We start from the raw sequence: 14917 nt of genomic DNA on the forward strand, positions 1-14917 counted from the left end.
CGTACGACAGTCGCTTGCAAGGGAGGGCTTACGGCGCCACCCAGGCGTACAGGTGCTCCGGGCGGCCCGTCTCGCCGTACTTGAGGGAGAGGCGCAGGCGGCCGGCCTGTTCCAGGTGGCGGAGGTAGCGCTGGGCGGTGGAGCGGCTCAGGCCGGTTTCGGCGGCCACCTCGTGGGCGGAGAGCGGGTGATCGGCGTGGTGCAGGACGCGGCAGATGAGGTCGGTGGTCGGTTCCGAGTGACCGCTCGGCAGGCCCGGTGAGGACGGCGCCGGGGTGGTGCGCAGGGCGCCGAAGATCCGGTCGACCTGCTCCTGGCCGGCGACCCCGCGACCGCCCACCCGGTCGACCGTGCGGCGCAGGGCGGCGTAGGAGTCGAGGCGGGTGCGCAGGGCCGCGAAGGTGAACGGTTTCACCAGGTAGTGCAGCGCGCCGAGGCGCATCGCGGCCTGCACGGTCGCCACGTCCCCGGCCGCCGTGATCATGATGATGTCGGTGCCCTGGCCCTGATCCCGCATGCGGTGCACGAGTTCGAGGCCCGTCTGGTCGGGCAGGTAGTGGTCGAGCAGGACCAGATCGACGCCTCCGCGCTGCACGGCGGCCAGGGCCTGTGCGGCGTTGTGCGCGCGGGCGGTCACCCGGAAGCCGGGAACCTTTCCCACGTACTTGGCGTTGATCTCAGCGACGCGGAAATCGTCGTCCACGACCAGGACGTCTATCATCGGGCCTCTTTCCGTCAAGGCCAGGCGGGCGTTACACCCGTGTTTCGGCTCCGCAGTTGTAGCGCGCGCAAAATGAGCACAACAGGCTGTTGCAAGCAAAAGAACGGCATGCGCCCAGAAGGCTCCTGCTGTGGCCGGGACCACATCTACCGTCCCCGGCCATGAGCGCAGAAACCAGCCCCGCCATCCAGCTGCGGGGCGCGAGCAAGATCTTCAGGACCCCGTCGGGGGGTCTGCACACGGCCGTCAGGGAACTCGATCTCACGGTCGGACGTGGGGAGTTCGTGGCGGTCGTCGGCCCCACGGGCTGCGGCAAATCGACCACCCTGACCCTGGTCAGCGGGTTGGAGGAGCCCACCGACGGCGACGTCCTGGTCGCCGGGGAGCCGGTGCGCGGAGTCGGCGACAAGGTCGGATTCGTCTTCCAGCAGGACGCCACCTTCCCCTGGCGCACCGTTCTGTCCAACGTCATGGCCGGCCCGCGCTTCCGCGGTGTGCCCAAGGCGGAGGCCAGGCAGAAGGCGCGCGAATGGCTGGCCCGGGTCGGGCTCGCCGCCTTCGAGGACCGCTATCCGCACCAGCTCTCCGGCGGCCAGCGCAAGCGTGTCGCGCTCGCCGCGACCTTCGTCAACGACCCCGAGATCCTGCTGATGGATGAGCCGTTCTCGGCGCTCGACGTGCAGACCCGGGCACTGATGTCGGACGAGCTGCTGGAGCTGTGGGAGGGCACGGGCGCCTCCGTCGTCTTCGTCACCCATGACCTCGAGGAGTCCATCGCCCTGGCCGACAAGGTCGTCGTGATGACCGCCGGACCCGCCACCGTCAAGCACGTGTTCGACATCGACCTGCCGCGGCCGCGCAAGGTCGAGTCGGTGCGCCTGGAGCCGCGGTTCATCGAGATCTACCGCGAGATCTGGGAGTCCCTGGGCGAAGAGGTCCGCATCACCCGTGAGAGGGGTGCCGCCCATGTCGCCTGAGGTTCTCAGCACGCCGGTCGTCGACACCGTCAAGACCCCGGACCGCGCCCACTCACGCGCGCGTGCCGCCCGTAGACGCAGGATCGTGGTCACGGCCACCCGCGTCCTGCTGCTGGTCGCCGTCCTCGGCCTGTGGGAGGTGTTCTCCCGCGCCAAGGTCATCGATCCGTTCAACTTCTCGATGCCGTCGAAGATCTGGGACCAGATCTGGACCTGGGTGACCCACGGGACCGCGCTCGGCTCCCTGGGCGAGCAGATCTGGTACACCCTCTACGAGGCGCTGCTGGGCTGGGTCCTGGGCGTGGTCGCCGGTGTCGTGCTCGGCATCGCCCTCGGGCGGATCCGCTTCCTCGCCGATGTCCTTGGTCCATACATCAAGGTGCTCAACTCGATGCCGAGGATCATCCTCGCCCCGATCTTCCTGATCTGGTTCGGCCTCGGCCCCGCCTCGAAGGTCGCCTCGGCCGTGGTCCTCGTCTTCTTCCCGGTCTTCTTCAACGCCTTCCAGGGCGCTCGCGAGGTCGACCGCGATCTGGTCGCCAACGCCCGCATCCTGGGCGCCAGCGACCGTCGGGTGACCCTTCAGGTGGTCATCCCGTCGGCCACCGCCTGGATCTTCACCAGCCTCCACGTCAGCTTCGGCTTCGCGCTCATCGGCGCCATCGTGGGCGAGTACATCGGCGCGACCAAGGGCATCGGGCTGCTCGTCGCGCAGTCCCAGAACACCTTCAACGCGGCCGGTGTCTACGCCGCCATGGTCATCCTCGCTGTCGTCGCGCTGGCGGCCGAAGGGCTGCTCACCTTCGTGGAACGCCGCGTCTTCCGCTGGAAACCGGCGAACTCCTAGCCCTGGCAGCCCACTTGGGCGCGCCGTCACCTCTTCTCCCGCACCGCCCTCTCCCAAGGACGTGAACCGCCATGCGCAAGTCCGCCAGATACACCACCCTGGCCGCCGCCGGCCTGCTCGCCCTCTCCTCCCTCACCGCCTGCGCCAACGACGCCGCCTCCACCACATCCACCGGCTCCGGCGGCAAGGGCGACGGCAAGGGCACGAAGGTCAAGATCATGGTCGGCGGCCTGGACAAGGTCATCTACCTGCCGGCGATGCTCACCCAGCGGCTCGGCTACTTCGACTCCGAGGGCCTCGACGTGGAACTGCTGAGCGAACCGGCCGGAGTCCAGGCCGAGACCGCGCTGGTCTCCGGGCAGGTCCAGGGGGCCGTCGGCTTCTACGACCACACGCTGGACCTGCAGACGAAGGGCAAGTCCGTCGAGTCCGTGGTGCAGTTCTCGCACGCGCCCGGCGAGGTCGAGATCGTCTCCGACAAGGCGTCCGGCGACATCACGTCCCCCAAGGACTTCAAGGGCAAGAAGCTCGGCGTCACCGGCCTCGGCTCCTCGACCGACTTCCTCACCAAGTACCTCGCCGTGAAGAACGGCGTGAAGGTCAGCGAGTTCAGCCCTGTCGCCGTCGGCGCGGGACCGACCTTCATCGCGGCGCTGCAGAAGGGGGCCATCGACGGCGGTATGACGACCGACCCGACGGTGGCGACGATCCTGGACAAGAAGGCGGGCAAGGTCCTGCTGGACATGCGGACGCCGGAGGGGTCGCAGAAGGCGCTCGGGGGCCCGTACCCGTCGTCAAGCCTGTACATGCAGACGGACTGGGTCAACGGTCACAAGGAGACGGTCCAGAAGTTGGTCAATGCACTCGTCAAGACGCTCAAGTGGATGTCCACGCACAGCGCTTCCGAGATCGCCGCCAAGATGCCCGCCGACTACTCCCAGGGCAACAAGACGCTCTACACCGAGGCCATCAAGAGCACGTTGCCCATGTTCACCGACGACGGCGTCATGCCCACCAACGGCCCCGAGACGGTCGAGAAGGTGCTCAAGGCGTTCAACCCCAACATCAAGAACGCCACGGTGGACCTGAGCAAGACGTTCACCACCGAGTTCGTGGAGAAGGCCGCGGGCTGAATCCGTATGTAAGTGGGGGTACGGCCCCTTCCCCCGCCCCCACCCGGCCGTACCCTCAGGCGCGGGCCGCCCACACGTAACGGTGTTCAGGGCGGCCCGCGTCGCCGTACTTCAGCGTGAGACGGGCCCGTCCAGTGCGTTCCAGGAGCTTCAGATAGCGCTGGGCGGTCTGGCGGCTCACCCCGGTGCGGTCGGCGATCTCCTGGGCGGACAGCGGGCCTTGGGCGTTCATCAGGGAGCGGCGCACCAGTTCGGCGGTGGTGGGGGAGTGGCCCTTGGGCAGCCCCGGTTCCGACGGCGCGGACAGGGCGCCGAAGATACGGTCCACCTCGGCCTGTTCCGCCTCGCCGCCGCCGTCCAGCGTGCGGCGCAGTTCCGCGTACGCCTCCAGCTTGGCGCGCAGGCCCGCGAAGGCGAACGGCTTGACCAGGTACTGCAGCGCACCGTGGCGCATGGCGGCCTGAACCGTCGTCACGTCCCGGGCCGCCGTCACCATGATCACGTCCGTCTGATGGCCGCGCCTTCGCATCTCCTGAACGACCGCGAGGCCGGTGTCGTCCGGCAGATAGTGGTCCATGAGGACGAGGTCAAGCCGGGGCAGTTCCTCCAGCCGGCGCAGTGCCTCCGCCGCGCTGTGCGCCTCGCCCGCGACGTGGAAGCCCGGGACCTTCTCCACGTAGGCGGCGTTGACCTGCGCGACCCTGGTGTCGTCGTCCACGACCAGGACCTCGATCATCGGGACTCCTCCTTGACGGGCGTGTCCGTGGCCGTGCTCAGGGCCGGCTCCGGTGCCGGCTCGGCCAGTGCCTCCGGCAGGACGACGGTGAACTCCGCGCCGCCACCGTTCGCCTCGCGCACGGTCGCGCTCCCTCCTTGCCGTTCGGCGAGCCTGCGCACCATGGACAGGCCGATGCCCCGCTTGCCGTGGGCGGGCGGCTCCTTGGTGGACCACCCCTCGGTGAAGACCAACTCGCGCTGCTCCTCCGGTATCCCGGGCCCCGTGTCCCGCACTCTGAGGACCGCGGTGCGGCCGTCGGCGCGCAACTCGACCTCCACGCGCGCGTGCGGCGTGGCCGCCACCGCGTCGAGCGCGTTGTCCACCAGGTTGCCGACGACGGTGACGAGTCCCCGCGGGTCGATCAGCCGGTCCGGCAAGCGGGTGCGGTCCGACACCCACAGGGCGACACCGCGCTCGGCGGCGACCGTCGCCTTGCCCACCAACAGGGCGGCCAGCAGCGGGTCGTGGATCTTCTCGGTGACCTGCTCGGCGGTGGCGCGGTGGTCGCCGACCACCTCACCGACGAACTCCACGGCGTCGTCGTACATCTCCAGTTCGAGCAGTCCCAGCAGGGTGTGCATACGGTTCGCGTGCTCGTGGTCCTGGGCGCGCAGGGCGTCGATCAGCCCACGGGTCGAGTCCAGTTCCCGGCCCAGCTGTTCCAGCTCGGTGCGGTCGCGCAGCGTGGCCACGGCGCCCCCGTCGTCGGTGGGCATGCGGTTGGCGACGAGGACGCGCTGGCCGCGGACGGTGAGCAGGTCGGTGCCGGTCACCCGGCCCGCCAGGATGTCCGCCGTGCGGCCTTCGCCGAGCGCCTCGTCGGGAGACATGCCGACGACCCCGTCGTCGATGCCGAGCAGGCGGTGCGCCTCGTCGTTGAGCAGGCGGATGCGGCCGGTGCGGTCGAGGGCGACCACGGCCTCCCTGATGCCGTGCAGCATGGCCTCGCGCTCGGCCAGCAGCGCCGAGATGTCCGAGAAGGCCAGGTCACGGGTCTGCCGCTGCACCCGACGGGAGACGAGCCACGCGGCCAGCGCGCCGACGGCCAGGGCGCCGCCGGCGTAGGCGAGCAGACCCGGGACGGCGCTGATGAGCTCGGAGCGGACGCTGTCGTACTTGATGCCCACCGAGACCGCGCCGACGATCTCGCCGTCGGTGTCGCGCAGCGGGACCTTGCCGCGTGCCGAGCGGCCCAGGGTGCCGCTGTCTATCTCCCTGACCTGCTTTCCGGCCAGGGCCTCCTTGGGGTTGGTCGAGACGACCTTGCCGATCTGCTGCACGTTGGTGTGCGACCAGCGCACACCGTGCCGGTTCATCACCACGATGTACTCGGCGTGGGTGGCCCTGCGGATCCGCTCCGCCTCCTTCTGGACCGGCCCGTCGGCGGTCGGGGCCGTGTGCTGGAGGTCCTTGGCGATCTGCGGCTGCTCTGCCGTGGTCTGGGCGATGGCCAGGGCGCGGTTCATCGCCTCGTCGTCCAGCTGCTTGCTCAGCGGAGCCAGGAACAGCCCGGTCGCCAGCACCGCGACCCCTGCTGCGATCGCCACCTGCATCAGCAGCACCTGCGAGAAGACCCGCTTCGGCATGCCGAGGCGCAGGCGACGTGCGGGGGGAGTGGGGCTCATAGCCACGACGGTACGTGGAGGTGCGGGAGCCTCCGTAGGGGGTGTGGCATGGATCTCTTGATCAATGCTGAAGGACCAGGTCGACGAGTTGATCGTCCTGGTCAACTCGCGATGGCGGCCGCCGTCACCAGCTCGCGCACCTCGACGACGTCCATACGGGCCGGTGACCCCAGGATCGACGAACCGCAGCTCTCCGGGCGGGGCGGGGCTGACGCGCCCTGGGCGACGACAACCCGCCAGCGGCGTCCGTCCGCATGGGCGACGGTCACCTCCCAGCGCGGAGCGGCGCCGTTCGTCGACACGACGCCCAGGGTCTCCGCCCCGTACTCGCCGACCGCCGTGCGCACGGCCAGTTCGGCCGCCTGACCGGGCCGTTCCCACGCGGAACTCCCCCGGCACCCCGCCACGACGATCCGTCCCTCCTTGACGCCGTGCAGGGCGTCCCTGACGGCATGGGCCTCGGCGCGGCCGTACGCATAGCCGTACGGCAGGACGAGCAGCGTGGGCGAGAAGCGATGTCCACCCAGATGGGTGACCTCCCAGACGCCCTCGACGCCGGAGGAGGCGAGTTCCGCGGCCAGCGGGCGGCCGAGCAGCGCGCAGCAGCGGTCGCGCTTGCCGTTGGTGCAGACGAGCGCGAGCGGATCGCCCGTGTGCGGCCGCGCCCCGAGGACCGAGTCGAGGCCGCGGTGCTCGCCCCGGCCCAGTGCGCCGAAGTCGAGGCCCAGGAGGTCACGCGGCTCGCTGACCGTGGCGGAGCGCAGCCAGACCCGGCCTGGAACGGTGTGGGCGGCGTACACCTGTCGCACGGTGGGGGTGCCGCAGTCCGCGTGGCGGCCGGGACGGCGGATGAGTGCGATCCGTACGCCCGTTCCCTTCGGGGCCGCCTCCAGGGCGCGGCCCACCGCCGGGTCCAGATGGCTCGACGTGAGCGCCTTGGCGCCCCAGGGACCCGGCTGCTCCAGCAGCAGCCAGCTCCGCGCGGTGGCCGCGGTTCCCGCCAGAGGCTCGTCGAGCTCCTGGGACGCGGTTGAGCACGTACTCACAGAGGTGAGCCTAACCTGACTTGGCTCCGTGTGACGTCCGGGCGGGTCCGTGTGACCTTCGGGCGGGTCCGCGTCCTACTCCGGCAGGGGCTGAGGCGGCTTCGGACCCACGTAGTGCCCGCTCGGTCGCATGCGCAGCGGACGTTCGCCGTACTCCTCAAGGGCGTGGGCGATCCACCCCGCCGTACGGGCCACCGCGAAGATCGTCTCGCCCGCCGTCGCCTGCATCCCGCTGGAGGCGGTGAACACGGCGAGGGCCAGGTCGACGTTGGCGTGCAGCGGGGTGTGCCGGGCGGTGGTGGCCACGATGTCGCGGGCCGCCGCCAGGGCGGGGGCGGCCCGGGGGATGTCCTCCAGCAGACCGAACAGGACGCGCGCGCGTGGGTCCTCGCCCGGGTAGAGCCGGTGGCCGAGGCCCGGGATACGGCGGCCGGCGCGCAGCTCGTCGGCGATCACCGGGGCCGCGTCGCCCTCGTCGAGCACGTCCATCAGCAGCCGGTGGGCGACTCCGCTGGCCGCCCCGTGCAACGGGCCCTCGAGCACGCCGAGCCCGGCGGAGACGGCCGCGTAGGCGTGGGCGCGGGCCGAGGCGGCGACGCGCACCGCGAGGGTCGAGGCGGCGAGGTCGTGGTCCACGAGCAGGGCGAGGGCGGTGTCCAGCACCCGCAGCGAGGCCTCGTCGGCGTCCCGGCCGGTCAGCCGGGCCCAGAGCCGGTGGGCCAGCGGGCCCTCGTCCCGGTGGCCGCGACGGGCCGGCAGAGCGGCGACCAGTGTGGGGATGAGGGTGCGCGCGGTGCCGAGCACGGCGTCCTCGGAGAGGTCGAAGCGCAGCGGGTCCGCGACGGCGGCGGCGATCGCCGCGACCCGCAACCGGTCGGTGGGGCCGGTGTGTTCGGGCAGTGCGTCGACGGCGCGGCGGGCCGTGGCGACGGAGGTCTCGGGAGCCGTGAAGGTGATGCCCGGGCGCAGAGTGCCGGTCCACAGCCACTCGGCGACCTCTTCGTAGGAGTGGCGGGTGGCCAGCTCGGTGGCGTCCACGCCCCGGAAGTAGTACCGGTCGGACTCGATGAGCGTGATGCGGGTGCGCACCGACAGTTCACCGCCGGAGGCCGGAGCCCCGCCGCTGTCACGTCTGTTGCGCCGGGCGAGTGCCTCCACCTCCGCCGCCTCGAAGGTGCTGCCCCGGCCGCCGGGCACACGGCGGCTGCTGAGCTGGCCGCGGCTGACGTAGGCGTAGACCGTCTCGGGCTTCACGCCCAGCAGTTCGGCGGCTTCCTTGGTCGTCAGGCGTCGGTCGGCGTGCCCGGCGGAGGGCTCTTGATCGTGCATGGGGGTCACCGTATCGGCCTCACCACGTGTGGCTTGATGCGTTGCCTGACTTGATCTGTGATGGACAGAAGATTGATTCAATCAATATTGACAGGGGTTAAGTCAAGCATGGACAGTCAAATCAAGTCCAGGGAGGAAATCATGTCCGTCAAGTCCGTCAAGTCCGGCAACAGGTCGTCAGCGGCCACCGTCGACGTACCCCGCGGCCTCGCCGGCGTCGTCGTCACCGACACCGAGATCGGGGATGTCCGGGGGCTGGAGGGCTTCTACCACTACCGCCAGTACTCGGCCGTCGAACTCGCGCAGACCCGCGCCTTCGAGGACGTCTGGCACCTTCTGGTCGACGGCGAACTGCCGGACGCGGCGCGGCGCACGGCCTTCGCGGCCGAGACGGCGGCGCTGCGCCGGCTGCCCGACGAGGTGCGGGAGGTGCTGCCCGCGATCGCGGCCGCGAGCGGACGGTCCGGTCCGCTGCCCGGCATGCGTACGGCTCTGTCGCTGCTCGGGGCGGCGAAGGGGTTCCGGCCGGTGTACGACATCGACGCGGAGGAGCGGCGACGCGACACGCTGGCCGCGGCCGCCGCCGTACCCACCCTGCTGACGGCGCTCGACCGGCTGGGCCGCGGGCTGGAACCGGTGGAGCCGCGGGACGACCTGTCGTTCGCGGCCAACTACCTGTACATGCTGTCAGGTTCGGAACCGGACGCGAGGCGGGTCCGGGCGGTCGAGCAATACCTGATCTCAACCATTGACCACGGTTTCAACGCGTCAACATTCACCGCGCGTGTCATCGCGTCGACGGGAGCGGACGTGGCGGCTTGCCTGGTCGGAGCGGTGGGGGCGCTGTCGGGGCCGCTCCATGGCGGTGCTCCCAGCCGGGCGCTGGACACACTGGACGCGATCGGCACGCCCGACCGTATCGATCCCTGGATCAGGGAACGGGTCCTCGCCGGCGACCGCATCATGGGTTTCGGGCACGCCGTGTACCGCACGGAGGACCCGCGTTCCCGGATGCTCCGCGAAGTGGCCCGGAGCTTCGGCGGTCCTCGCGTGGAGTTCGCGATGGAGGTCGAACGCCGGGTGGAAGCGATACTCGCCGAGCTGAAGCCAGGTCGCGAACTCCACACCAACGTCGAGTTCTACGCGGGTGTGGTCATGGAACTGTGCGGCCTGCCCCGCGAGATGTTCACACCGACCTTCGCGGCGGCGCGGGTGGTGGGCTGGAGCGCGAACATCCTCGAACAGGCCCAGGACCGAAAGATCATCAGGCCGGCGGCACGGTATGTGGGGCCGGGGGCGCCGGTGCGGGTGCCGGAGTCGGTCTGAAAACACTGCGGCCTGGTGCCGTTCCGGCGCCAGGCCTCATCGGTGTCGATCGAGCAGGAGCGGGGTGCCGGACTACTCGCAGGATGGTTCCCGGCTCTGACCGCGGTTGCGAGCGGCCGGGGTCTGGAGAACGGGGCGGAGCTGGGTACAGGCGCCCGCGACGGAATCAGGCGTCGGGGATGTCCGCCTTGGCGCGGATGAGAGTCTCCCGACTCACGATGACGATGTGCTCGTAGTCGGCGCGGGAGGCGTCTGCGGGCAATTCCCGCTCCAGAGCCTCGGTGGCCTCGGTGCCGATGACGGCGAAGTTGCCGTCGCTCAGTTCGAAGATGTCCGGGCAGTTCGCTCCTGAGGCACTGCCACGAACACTCGGAGGCACACCGATGCGGCGCACGATCTTCAAGGGGTACCGGTCCTTACACAAGATGTGGGCAGAGTGGTGTGGAGCACGTTACTGGGACTGTCGATGCACGTGCGTCCGCATCGAGGAAAGTCACTCGAAGAGCGCTGGTGATTCGTGTGTTTACCGGTCCTCCGGAGACCCGTCGGCCGGGGGGTCGCCGACCACCCACCATTCGTCGGTGTCGGAGTCTTCGATCTCCCTGACGAGATCGTCGACGATCCGCCCGAGCCTCGCCTCGTCCGAGGACGACTTCAAGGTCGCTCGCTGCCCCTGGGAAGCGTCCCAGTACTCGCGCATCAATGGGTTCTGGAAGAGCTCGCGCGCGTGACCGTAGAACTCCTTCTGGTCCACGATCCCCGCCCGGTACAGGTGGTACAGGTTGGTGTACCACGCATTGGCGTAGAAGTACTGACGTCGCTTCGCTTCCGGAATGTTCGCATCGTAGGTGTCGATCACGGCGGCAAGGGACGGATCATCGATCGCCCTGGACAGCAACTCCCAGTGCATGCGCTGCTGGTGGGCCAGGGCCCTTCTGCGAGCGGCCAGTTCCTCGAGCTCAAGCCGCTTCACCTGCAATTGCTCCGCTTCCAGCCGCCGTCGGCCGGCGGCCAGGGTCAGCCCGGCGGTGGCGAGCATGAGGCTGGCCGCGGCGAAACTCAGCCTCCTCGCGGCAGTGTTCTGTGTGGCCATGTCAACCCCCGAATCAGGCGGCCGTCCGCCGGTCGTCGGGGTGCGGGTCGACTGGAGGGGACCGGCGAGCGGTGGGCGGCGCTTGCCGTCTCCCAGAGTGCCGAGCGGCTCTGATCGGCGGGGGAGGCGGAGAGGAGGCGCACGGAGGGAAGCGAGGGTCGCACACTCCGGCGCCTTGCCCAACGTCTGCCCCGCAAGTGCTGCTAACAATCGTTCACTTCGCAGTGATTCTTCCGGCTCGTATCCTGGTCCGGCATTCAAACCTCGTACGTGCGCCGCCAGCGCGATCCGGCGCACACGCCAGTGTGAAAGAGGTCGTACGTTGCGTCAGCCGAGCCCTGGACATCGGCAGATCCCGGTCGTCGTTCTCGCCGGATTCCTCGGCTCCGGGAAGACCACGCTCCTCAACCACCTCCTGCACCGCAGCGGAGGCAGTCGCATCGGGGCGATCGTCAACGACTTCGGCGCCATCGAGATCGACGCGATGGCCGTGGCCGGCGCCCTCGGCGACTCGACCGTCTCACTCGGCAACGGCTGCCTGTGCTGCGCCGTCGACGTGAGCGAACTCGACGGCTATCTCGACCGGCTGGCCGCGCCCTCCGCCGGCATCGACGTCATCGTCATCGAGGCCAGCGGGCTCGCCGAGCCCCAGGAACTGGTGCGAATGGTGCTGGCCTCCGAGCATCCGGGGATCGTGTACGGCGGGCTCGTCGAGGTCGTGGACGCCGCCGAGTTCGACGACACCCGCGCAAGGCACCCCGCGATCGACCGGCATCTCGCCCTCGCCGACCTCGTCGTCCTCAACAAGGTCGACCGGGCGGAGGAAGAGGGGCAGCGGGTTCTGCGGCTCGTTCGGTCGCTTGTCGACCGTGCCGCCGTCGTGGCGGCGAGCTACGGCCGTGTCGACCCGGAGTTCCTCTTCGACTGCCGGCCGAGCGTGGAGCGCGTCGGGCAGCTCTCCTTCGACGATCTGCATGAACACGACGAGCACGTAAAAGGTCAGGGCGGACACGCCGCGCATCTGCACGCCGGATACGACAGCCTGTCCTTCGTCGCCGAAACACCCATGGACCCGCGCCGGTTGATGGCGTTCCTCGACAGCCGGCCCGCGGGGCTGTACCGGATCAAGGGGTACGTCGACTTCGGCGCGTACGACGTCCGCAACCGTTACGCCGTGCATGCCGTGGGGCGTTTCCTGCGGTTCTACCCGGAGCCGTGGGCGGCCGGCGCCCCACGGCTCACCCAGCTCGTCCTCATCGGCTCCGGCATCGACGCGCCCGCCCTCCGCAAGGAACTGGAGGCCTCTGCGAGCGACGCCCCGCACACCGCCGACGAGCACGGCATGTGGGGCGTCCTGCGGTACGTCCAGGATCCCGGCGATCAGGACCCCGCGGTCTAGACCGGGCCCGCCACCACGGCCACCGTCTTCGGCAGGGACACGCCCGAGCCGTCGCGGCGCGGGTCGATCTCCGGCAGGTCGGCGGGGGTGCCGTTCTTCTGGGCCGCCTTGGCCGGCGTCGCGCCCGCCCACGCCAGTGACAGGCAGTCCTCGCCCTTGAGGAACCGCTGGCAGCGGACACCGCCGGTGGCGCGGCCCTTGCGCGGGTACTGGTCGAAGGGGGTCAGCTTGGCCGTCGTCTGGACCGAGTCGTCGAGCGTGCCGCGGGAGCCCGCGACCGTGAAGACCACCGCGTCCGCCGCCGGGTCGACCGCCGTGAAGCAGATGACCTTCGCGCCGTCGGCGAGCTTGATGCCCGCCATGCCGCCCGCCGGGCGGCCCTGGGGACGCACCTGGGCGGCCTGGTAGCGCAGCAGCTGGGCGTCGTCCGCGATGAAGACGAGGTCCTCCTCGCCGGTGCGCAGCTCCACCGCGCCGACGATCCGGTCGCCCTCCTTGAGCGTGATGACCTCCAGCTCCTCCTTGTTGGAGGGGTAGTCGGGGACCACGCGCTTGACGACGCCCTGCTCGGTGCCGAGGGCCAGACCGGGGGAGGACTCGTCGAGGGTGGTCAGGCAGACCACCGTCTCGCCGTCCTCCAGGGAGAGGAACTCCGAGATGGGGGCTCCGCCCGCGAGGTTCGGGGCCGACGCCGTCTCCGGCAGCTGCGGAAGGTCGACGACGCTGATCCGCAGCAGACGGCCGCTGGACGTCACGGCGCCGATCTCACCGCGGGCCGTGGCCGGGACCGCGGAGACGATCACGTCGTGCTTCACGCGCCTGCCGTCGGCGTCCTCCGGGTAGGGCTCGCCGTTCGCCGTGCGGGCCAGCAGGCCCGTCGAGGAGAGCAGCACCCGGCACGGGTCGTCCGCGACCTGCAGCGGAACGGCGGCGGCCGGGGCGCCGGAGGACTCCAGGAGGACCGTACGGCGCTCGGTGCCGAACTGTTTGGCCACCTGCGCCAGTTCGCCGGAGACCAGCTTGCGCAGCTCCGCGTCCGAGTCCAGGATCCGGGTCAGCTCCGCGATCTCCGCGTTGAGCCTCTCCTTCTCCGACTCCAGCTCGATGCGGTCGTACTTGGTGAGACGGCGCAGCGGCGTGTCGAGGATGTACTGGGTCTGGATCTCCGAGAGCGAGAAGCGCTCCATCAGGAGTTCCTTGGCCTGCGCGCTGTTCTCGCTGGAGCGGATCAGGCGGATGACCTCGTCGATGTCGACCAGGGCCGTCAGCAGGCCCTCCACCAGGTGGAGCCGGTCGCGGCGCTTGGTGCGGCGGAACTCGCTGCGGCGCCGTACGACGTCGAAGCGGTGGTCGAGGTAGACCTCCAGGAGCTCCTTGAGGCCGAGGGTGAGCGGCTGGCCGTCCACGAGGGCGACGTTGTTGATGCCGAAGGACTCCTCCATCGGCGTCAGCTTGTACAGCTGTTCCAGGACGGCCTCCGGCACGAAGCCGTTCTTGATCTCGATGACCAGACGCAGGCCGTGCTCGCGGTCGGTGAGGTCCTTGACGTCGGCGATGCCCTGGATCTTCTTCGAACCGACCAGGTCCTTGATCTTGGCGATCACCTTCTCCGGGCCGACCGTGAAGGGCAGTTCCGTGACGACCAGGCCCTTGCGGCGGGCGGTGACGGTCTCGACCTCGACGGTGGCGCGCATCTTGAAGGTGCCGCGGCCCGTCTCGTAGGCGTCCCGGATGCCGGCGAGCCCCACGACCCGGCCGCCGGTGGGCAGGTCGGGGCCCGGGACGTACTTCATCAGGGTGTCCAGGTCCGCGTTGGGGTAGCGGATCAGGTGGCGGGCGGCCGCGATCACCTCGCCGAGGTTGTGCGGCGGCATGTTCGTCGCCATACCGACCGCGATGCCCGAGGAGCCGTTGACCAGCAGGTTCGGAAAGGCGGCGGGCAGGGCGACCGGCTCCTGTTCCTGGCCGTCGTAGTTGGGGGCGAAGTCGACGGTGTCCTCGTCGATCGACTCCGTCATCAGGCTCGTCGCCTGCGCCTGGCGGCACTCGGTGTACCGCATGGCGGCGGGCGGGTCGTCGTTGCCCAGCGAGCCGAAGTTGCCGTGTCCGTCGACGAGCGGCACGCGCATGGAGAACGGCTGTGCCATGCGCACCAGGGCGTCGTAGATCGACGCGTCGCCGTGCGGGTGCAGCTTGCCCATGACCTCGCCGACCACGCGCGCGCACTTCACATAGCCGCGGTCGGGACGCAGGCCCATCTCGTTCATCTGGTAGACGATGCGCCGGTGCACCGGCTTGAGACCGTCGCGGGCGTCGGGCAGGGCGCGGGAGTAGATGACCGAGTACGCGTACTCGAGGAAGGAGCCCTGCATCTCGTCGACGACGTCGATGTCGAGGATCCGCTCCTCGAACGAGTCGTCGGGCGGCGGGGTCTTCGTGCTGCGGCGGGCCATCGCTGCCGGCTCCTCTTTTCTGGTCGCTCGCCTACGGGTCGCTCACGGCCCCTTCGGCTCACGCTTGCTGAAGCATGAACGGGATCTGACGCCACCATTGTGGACCGCCGCACTGACAACGCGGGCCAGGACCCGGTGCGGGCGGTCCGGTCCGCCCGTGCGGGCACCCTCGGGCGCGACTGCCCGCAGG

Annotated in this window: 13 protein-coding genes; 5 read left to right on the top strand and 8 right to left on the bottom strand. The window is 70.0% G+C overall.

Going from position 1 to position 14917, the window contains the following annotated elements; genetic code table 11:
* Positions 1-28 precede the first annotated feature (28 nt).
* A complete protein-coding gene (locus tag MKW14_RS26695) occupies positions 29-721 on the bottom strand; it encodes a response regulator (protein ID WP_240866199.1) in 693 nt (230 codons plus the stop codon).
* A 161-nt stretch (positions 722-882) separates the two neighbouring features.
* Between MKW14_RS26695 and MKW14_RS26700 the strand changes: the two genes are divergently transcribed.
* The 3 genes from MKW14_RS26700 to MKW14_RS26710 all read left to right on the top strand — a co-directional run bounded on the left by MKW14_RS26700 (position 883) and on the right by MKW14_RS26710 (position 3678).
* A complete protein-coding gene (locus MKW14_RS26700; RefSeq protein ID WP_240866201.1) occupies positions 883-1698 on the top strand; it encodes an ABC transporter ATP-binding protein in 816 nt (271 codons plus the stop codon).
* Entirely contained in the window at positions 1688-2545 is an 858-nt protein-coding gene (locus tag MKW14_RS26705; protein ID WP_240866203.1) for an ABC transporter permease, read from the top strand. Before MKW14_RS26700 ends, MKW14_RS26705 begins: the two co-directional genes overlap by 11 nt.
* Before the next feature lie 71 nt (positions 2546-2616).
* On the top strand, positions 2617-3678 hold the full coding sequence (locus MKW14_RS26710) for an ABC transporter substrate-binding protein (protein ID WP_240866205.1): 1062 nt from the start codon (positions 2617-2619) through the stop codon (positions 3676-3678).
* Positions 3679-3733: 55 nt separating this feature from the next.
* Here the strand turns inward: MKW14_RS26710 and MKW14_RS26715 are convergent, their stop codons facing one another.
* The 4 genes from MKW14_RS26715 to MKW14_RS26730 all read right to left on the bottom strand — a co-directional run bounded on the left by MKW14_RS26715 (position 3734) and on the right by MKW14_RS26730 (position 8456).
* Positions 3734-4414 (bottom strand): response regulator, encoded by a 681-nt coding sequence (locus MKW14_RS26715; protein WP_240866207.1) that lies wholly within the window; start codon positions 4412-4414, stop codon positions 3734-3736.
* Complete coding sequence (locus tag MKW14_RS26720) at positions 4411-6081, bottom strand: sensor histidine kinase (RefSeq protein WP_240866209.1); 1671 nt, start codon at positions 6079-6081, stop codon at positions 4411-4413. The genes MKW14_RS26715 and MKW14_RS26720 overlap by 4 nt, the downstream gene beginning before the upstream one ends.
* A gap of 101 nt (positions 6082-6182) precedes the next feature.
* Positions 6183-7127 (bottom strand): ferredoxin family protein, encoded by a 945-nt coding sequence (locus MKW14_RS26725; protein ID WP_240866213.1) that lies wholly within the window; start codon positions 7125-7127, stop codon positions 6183-6185.
* 75 nt (positions 7128-7202) lie between these two features.
* The gene (locus tag MKW14_RS26730) at positions 7203-8456 is read right to left on the bottom strand and encodes a citrate synthase (RefSeq protein ID WP_240866218.1); all 1254 of its coding nucleotides are present in this window, start codon (positions 8454-8456) and stop codon (positions 7203-7205) included.
* A 141-nt stretch (positions 8457-8597) separates the two neighbouring features.
* On the opposite strand from MKW14_RS26730, the gene MKW14_RS26735 reads away from it, so the two are divergent.
* Positions 8598-9782 (top strand): citrate synthase/methylcitrate synthase, encoded by a 1185-nt coding sequence (locus MKW14_RS26735; protein WP_240866221.1) that lies wholly within the window; start codon positions 8598-8600, stop codon positions 9780-9782.
* Positions 9783-9948: 166 nt separating this feature from the next.
* Here the strand turns inward: MKW14_RS26735 and MKW14_RS26740 are convergent, their stop codons facing one another.
* Positions 9949-10185: a hypothetical protein gene (locus tag MKW14_RS26740; RefSeq protein ID WP_240866224.1), complete on the bottom strand. Its 237-nt coding sequence runs from the start codon at positions 10183-10185 to the stop codon at positions 9949-9951.
* Positions 10186-10305: 120 nt separating this feature from the next.
* Positions 10306-10875 carry a DUF6082 family protein gene (locus MKW14_RS26745; protein WP_240866227.1) on the bottom strand — a complete coding sequence of 190 codons (570 nt, stop codon included), beginning with the start codon at positions 10873-10875 and terminating at the stop codon, positions 10306-10308.
* A 322-nt stretch (positions 10876-11197) separates the two neighbouring features.
* Here MKW14_RS26745 and MKW14_RS26750 point away from each other — a divergent pair, with 322 nt between their 5' ends.
* The gene (locus MKW14_RS26750; RefSeq protein WP_240866230.1) at positions 11198-12274 is read left to right on the top strand and encodes a CobW family GTP-binding protein; all 1077 of its coding nucleotides are present in this window, start codon (positions 11198-11200) and stop codon (positions 12272-12274) included.
* On the opposite strand, the gene MKW14_RS26755 is transcribed toward MKW14_RS26750, so the two are convergent.
* A complete protein-coding gene (locus MKW14_RS26755) occupies positions 12271-14727 on the bottom strand; it encodes a DNA gyrase/topoisomerase IV subunit A (protein WP_240866233.1) in 2457 nt (818 codons plus the stop codon). The two genes, MKW14_RS26750 and MKW14_RS26755, sit on opposite strands and share 4 nt — an antisense overlap.
* Positions 14728-14917: the final 190 nt, after the last annotated feature.

It is taken from the genome of Streptomyces gilvus, from assembly GCF_022513565.1.
In the GTDB taxonomy this organism is placed as follows: domain Bacteria; phylum Actinomycetota; class Actinomycetes; order Streptomycetales; family Streptomycetaceae; genus Streptomyces; species Streptomyces gilvus.

Excerpts from the sequence above, each read along its gene's own strand:
- MKW14_RS26695 (WP_240866199.1), bottom strand. The coding sequence starts at position 721 with ATGATAGACGTCCTGGTCGTGGACGACGATTTCCGCGTCGCTGAGATC.
- MKW14_RS26700 (WP_240866201.1), top strand. The coding sequence starts at position 883 with ATGAGCGCAGAAACCAGCCCCGCCATCCAGCTGCGGGGCGCGAGCAAG.
- MKW14_RS26705 (WP_240866203.1), top strand. The coding sequence starts at position 1,688 with ATGTCGCCTGAGGTTCTCAGCACGCCGGTCGTCGACACCGTCAAGACC.
- MKW14_RS26710 (WP_240866205.1), top strand. The coding sequence starts at position 2,617 with ATGCGCAAGTCCGCCAGATACACCACCCTGGCCGCCGCCGGCCTGCTC.
- MKW14_RS26715 (WP_240866207.1), bottom strand. The coding sequence starts at position 4,414 with ATGATCGAGGTCCTGGTCGTGGACGACGACACCAGGGTCGCGCAGGTC.
- MKW14_RS26720 (WP_240866209.1), bottom strand. The coding sequence starts at position 6,081 with ATGAGCCCCACTCCCCCCGCACGTCGCCTGCGCCTCGGCATGCCGAAG.
- MKW14_RS26730 (WP_240866218.1), bottom strand. The coding sequence starts at position 8,456 with ATGCACGATCAAGAGCCCTCCGCCGGGCACGCCGACCGACGCCTGACG.
- MKW14_RS26735 (WP_240866221.1), top strand. The coding sequence starts at position 8,598 with ATGTCCGTCAAGTCCGTCAAGTCCGGCAACAGGTCGTCAGCGGCCACC.
- MKW14_RS26745 (WP_240866227.1), bottom strand. The coding sequence starts at position 10,875 with ATGGCCACACAGAACACTGCCGCGAGGAGGCTGAGTTTCGCCGCGGCC.
- MKW14_RS26755 (WP_240866233.1), bottom strand. The coding sequence starts at position 14,727 with ATGGCCCGCCGCAGCACGAAGACCCCGCCGCCCGACGACTCGTTCGAG.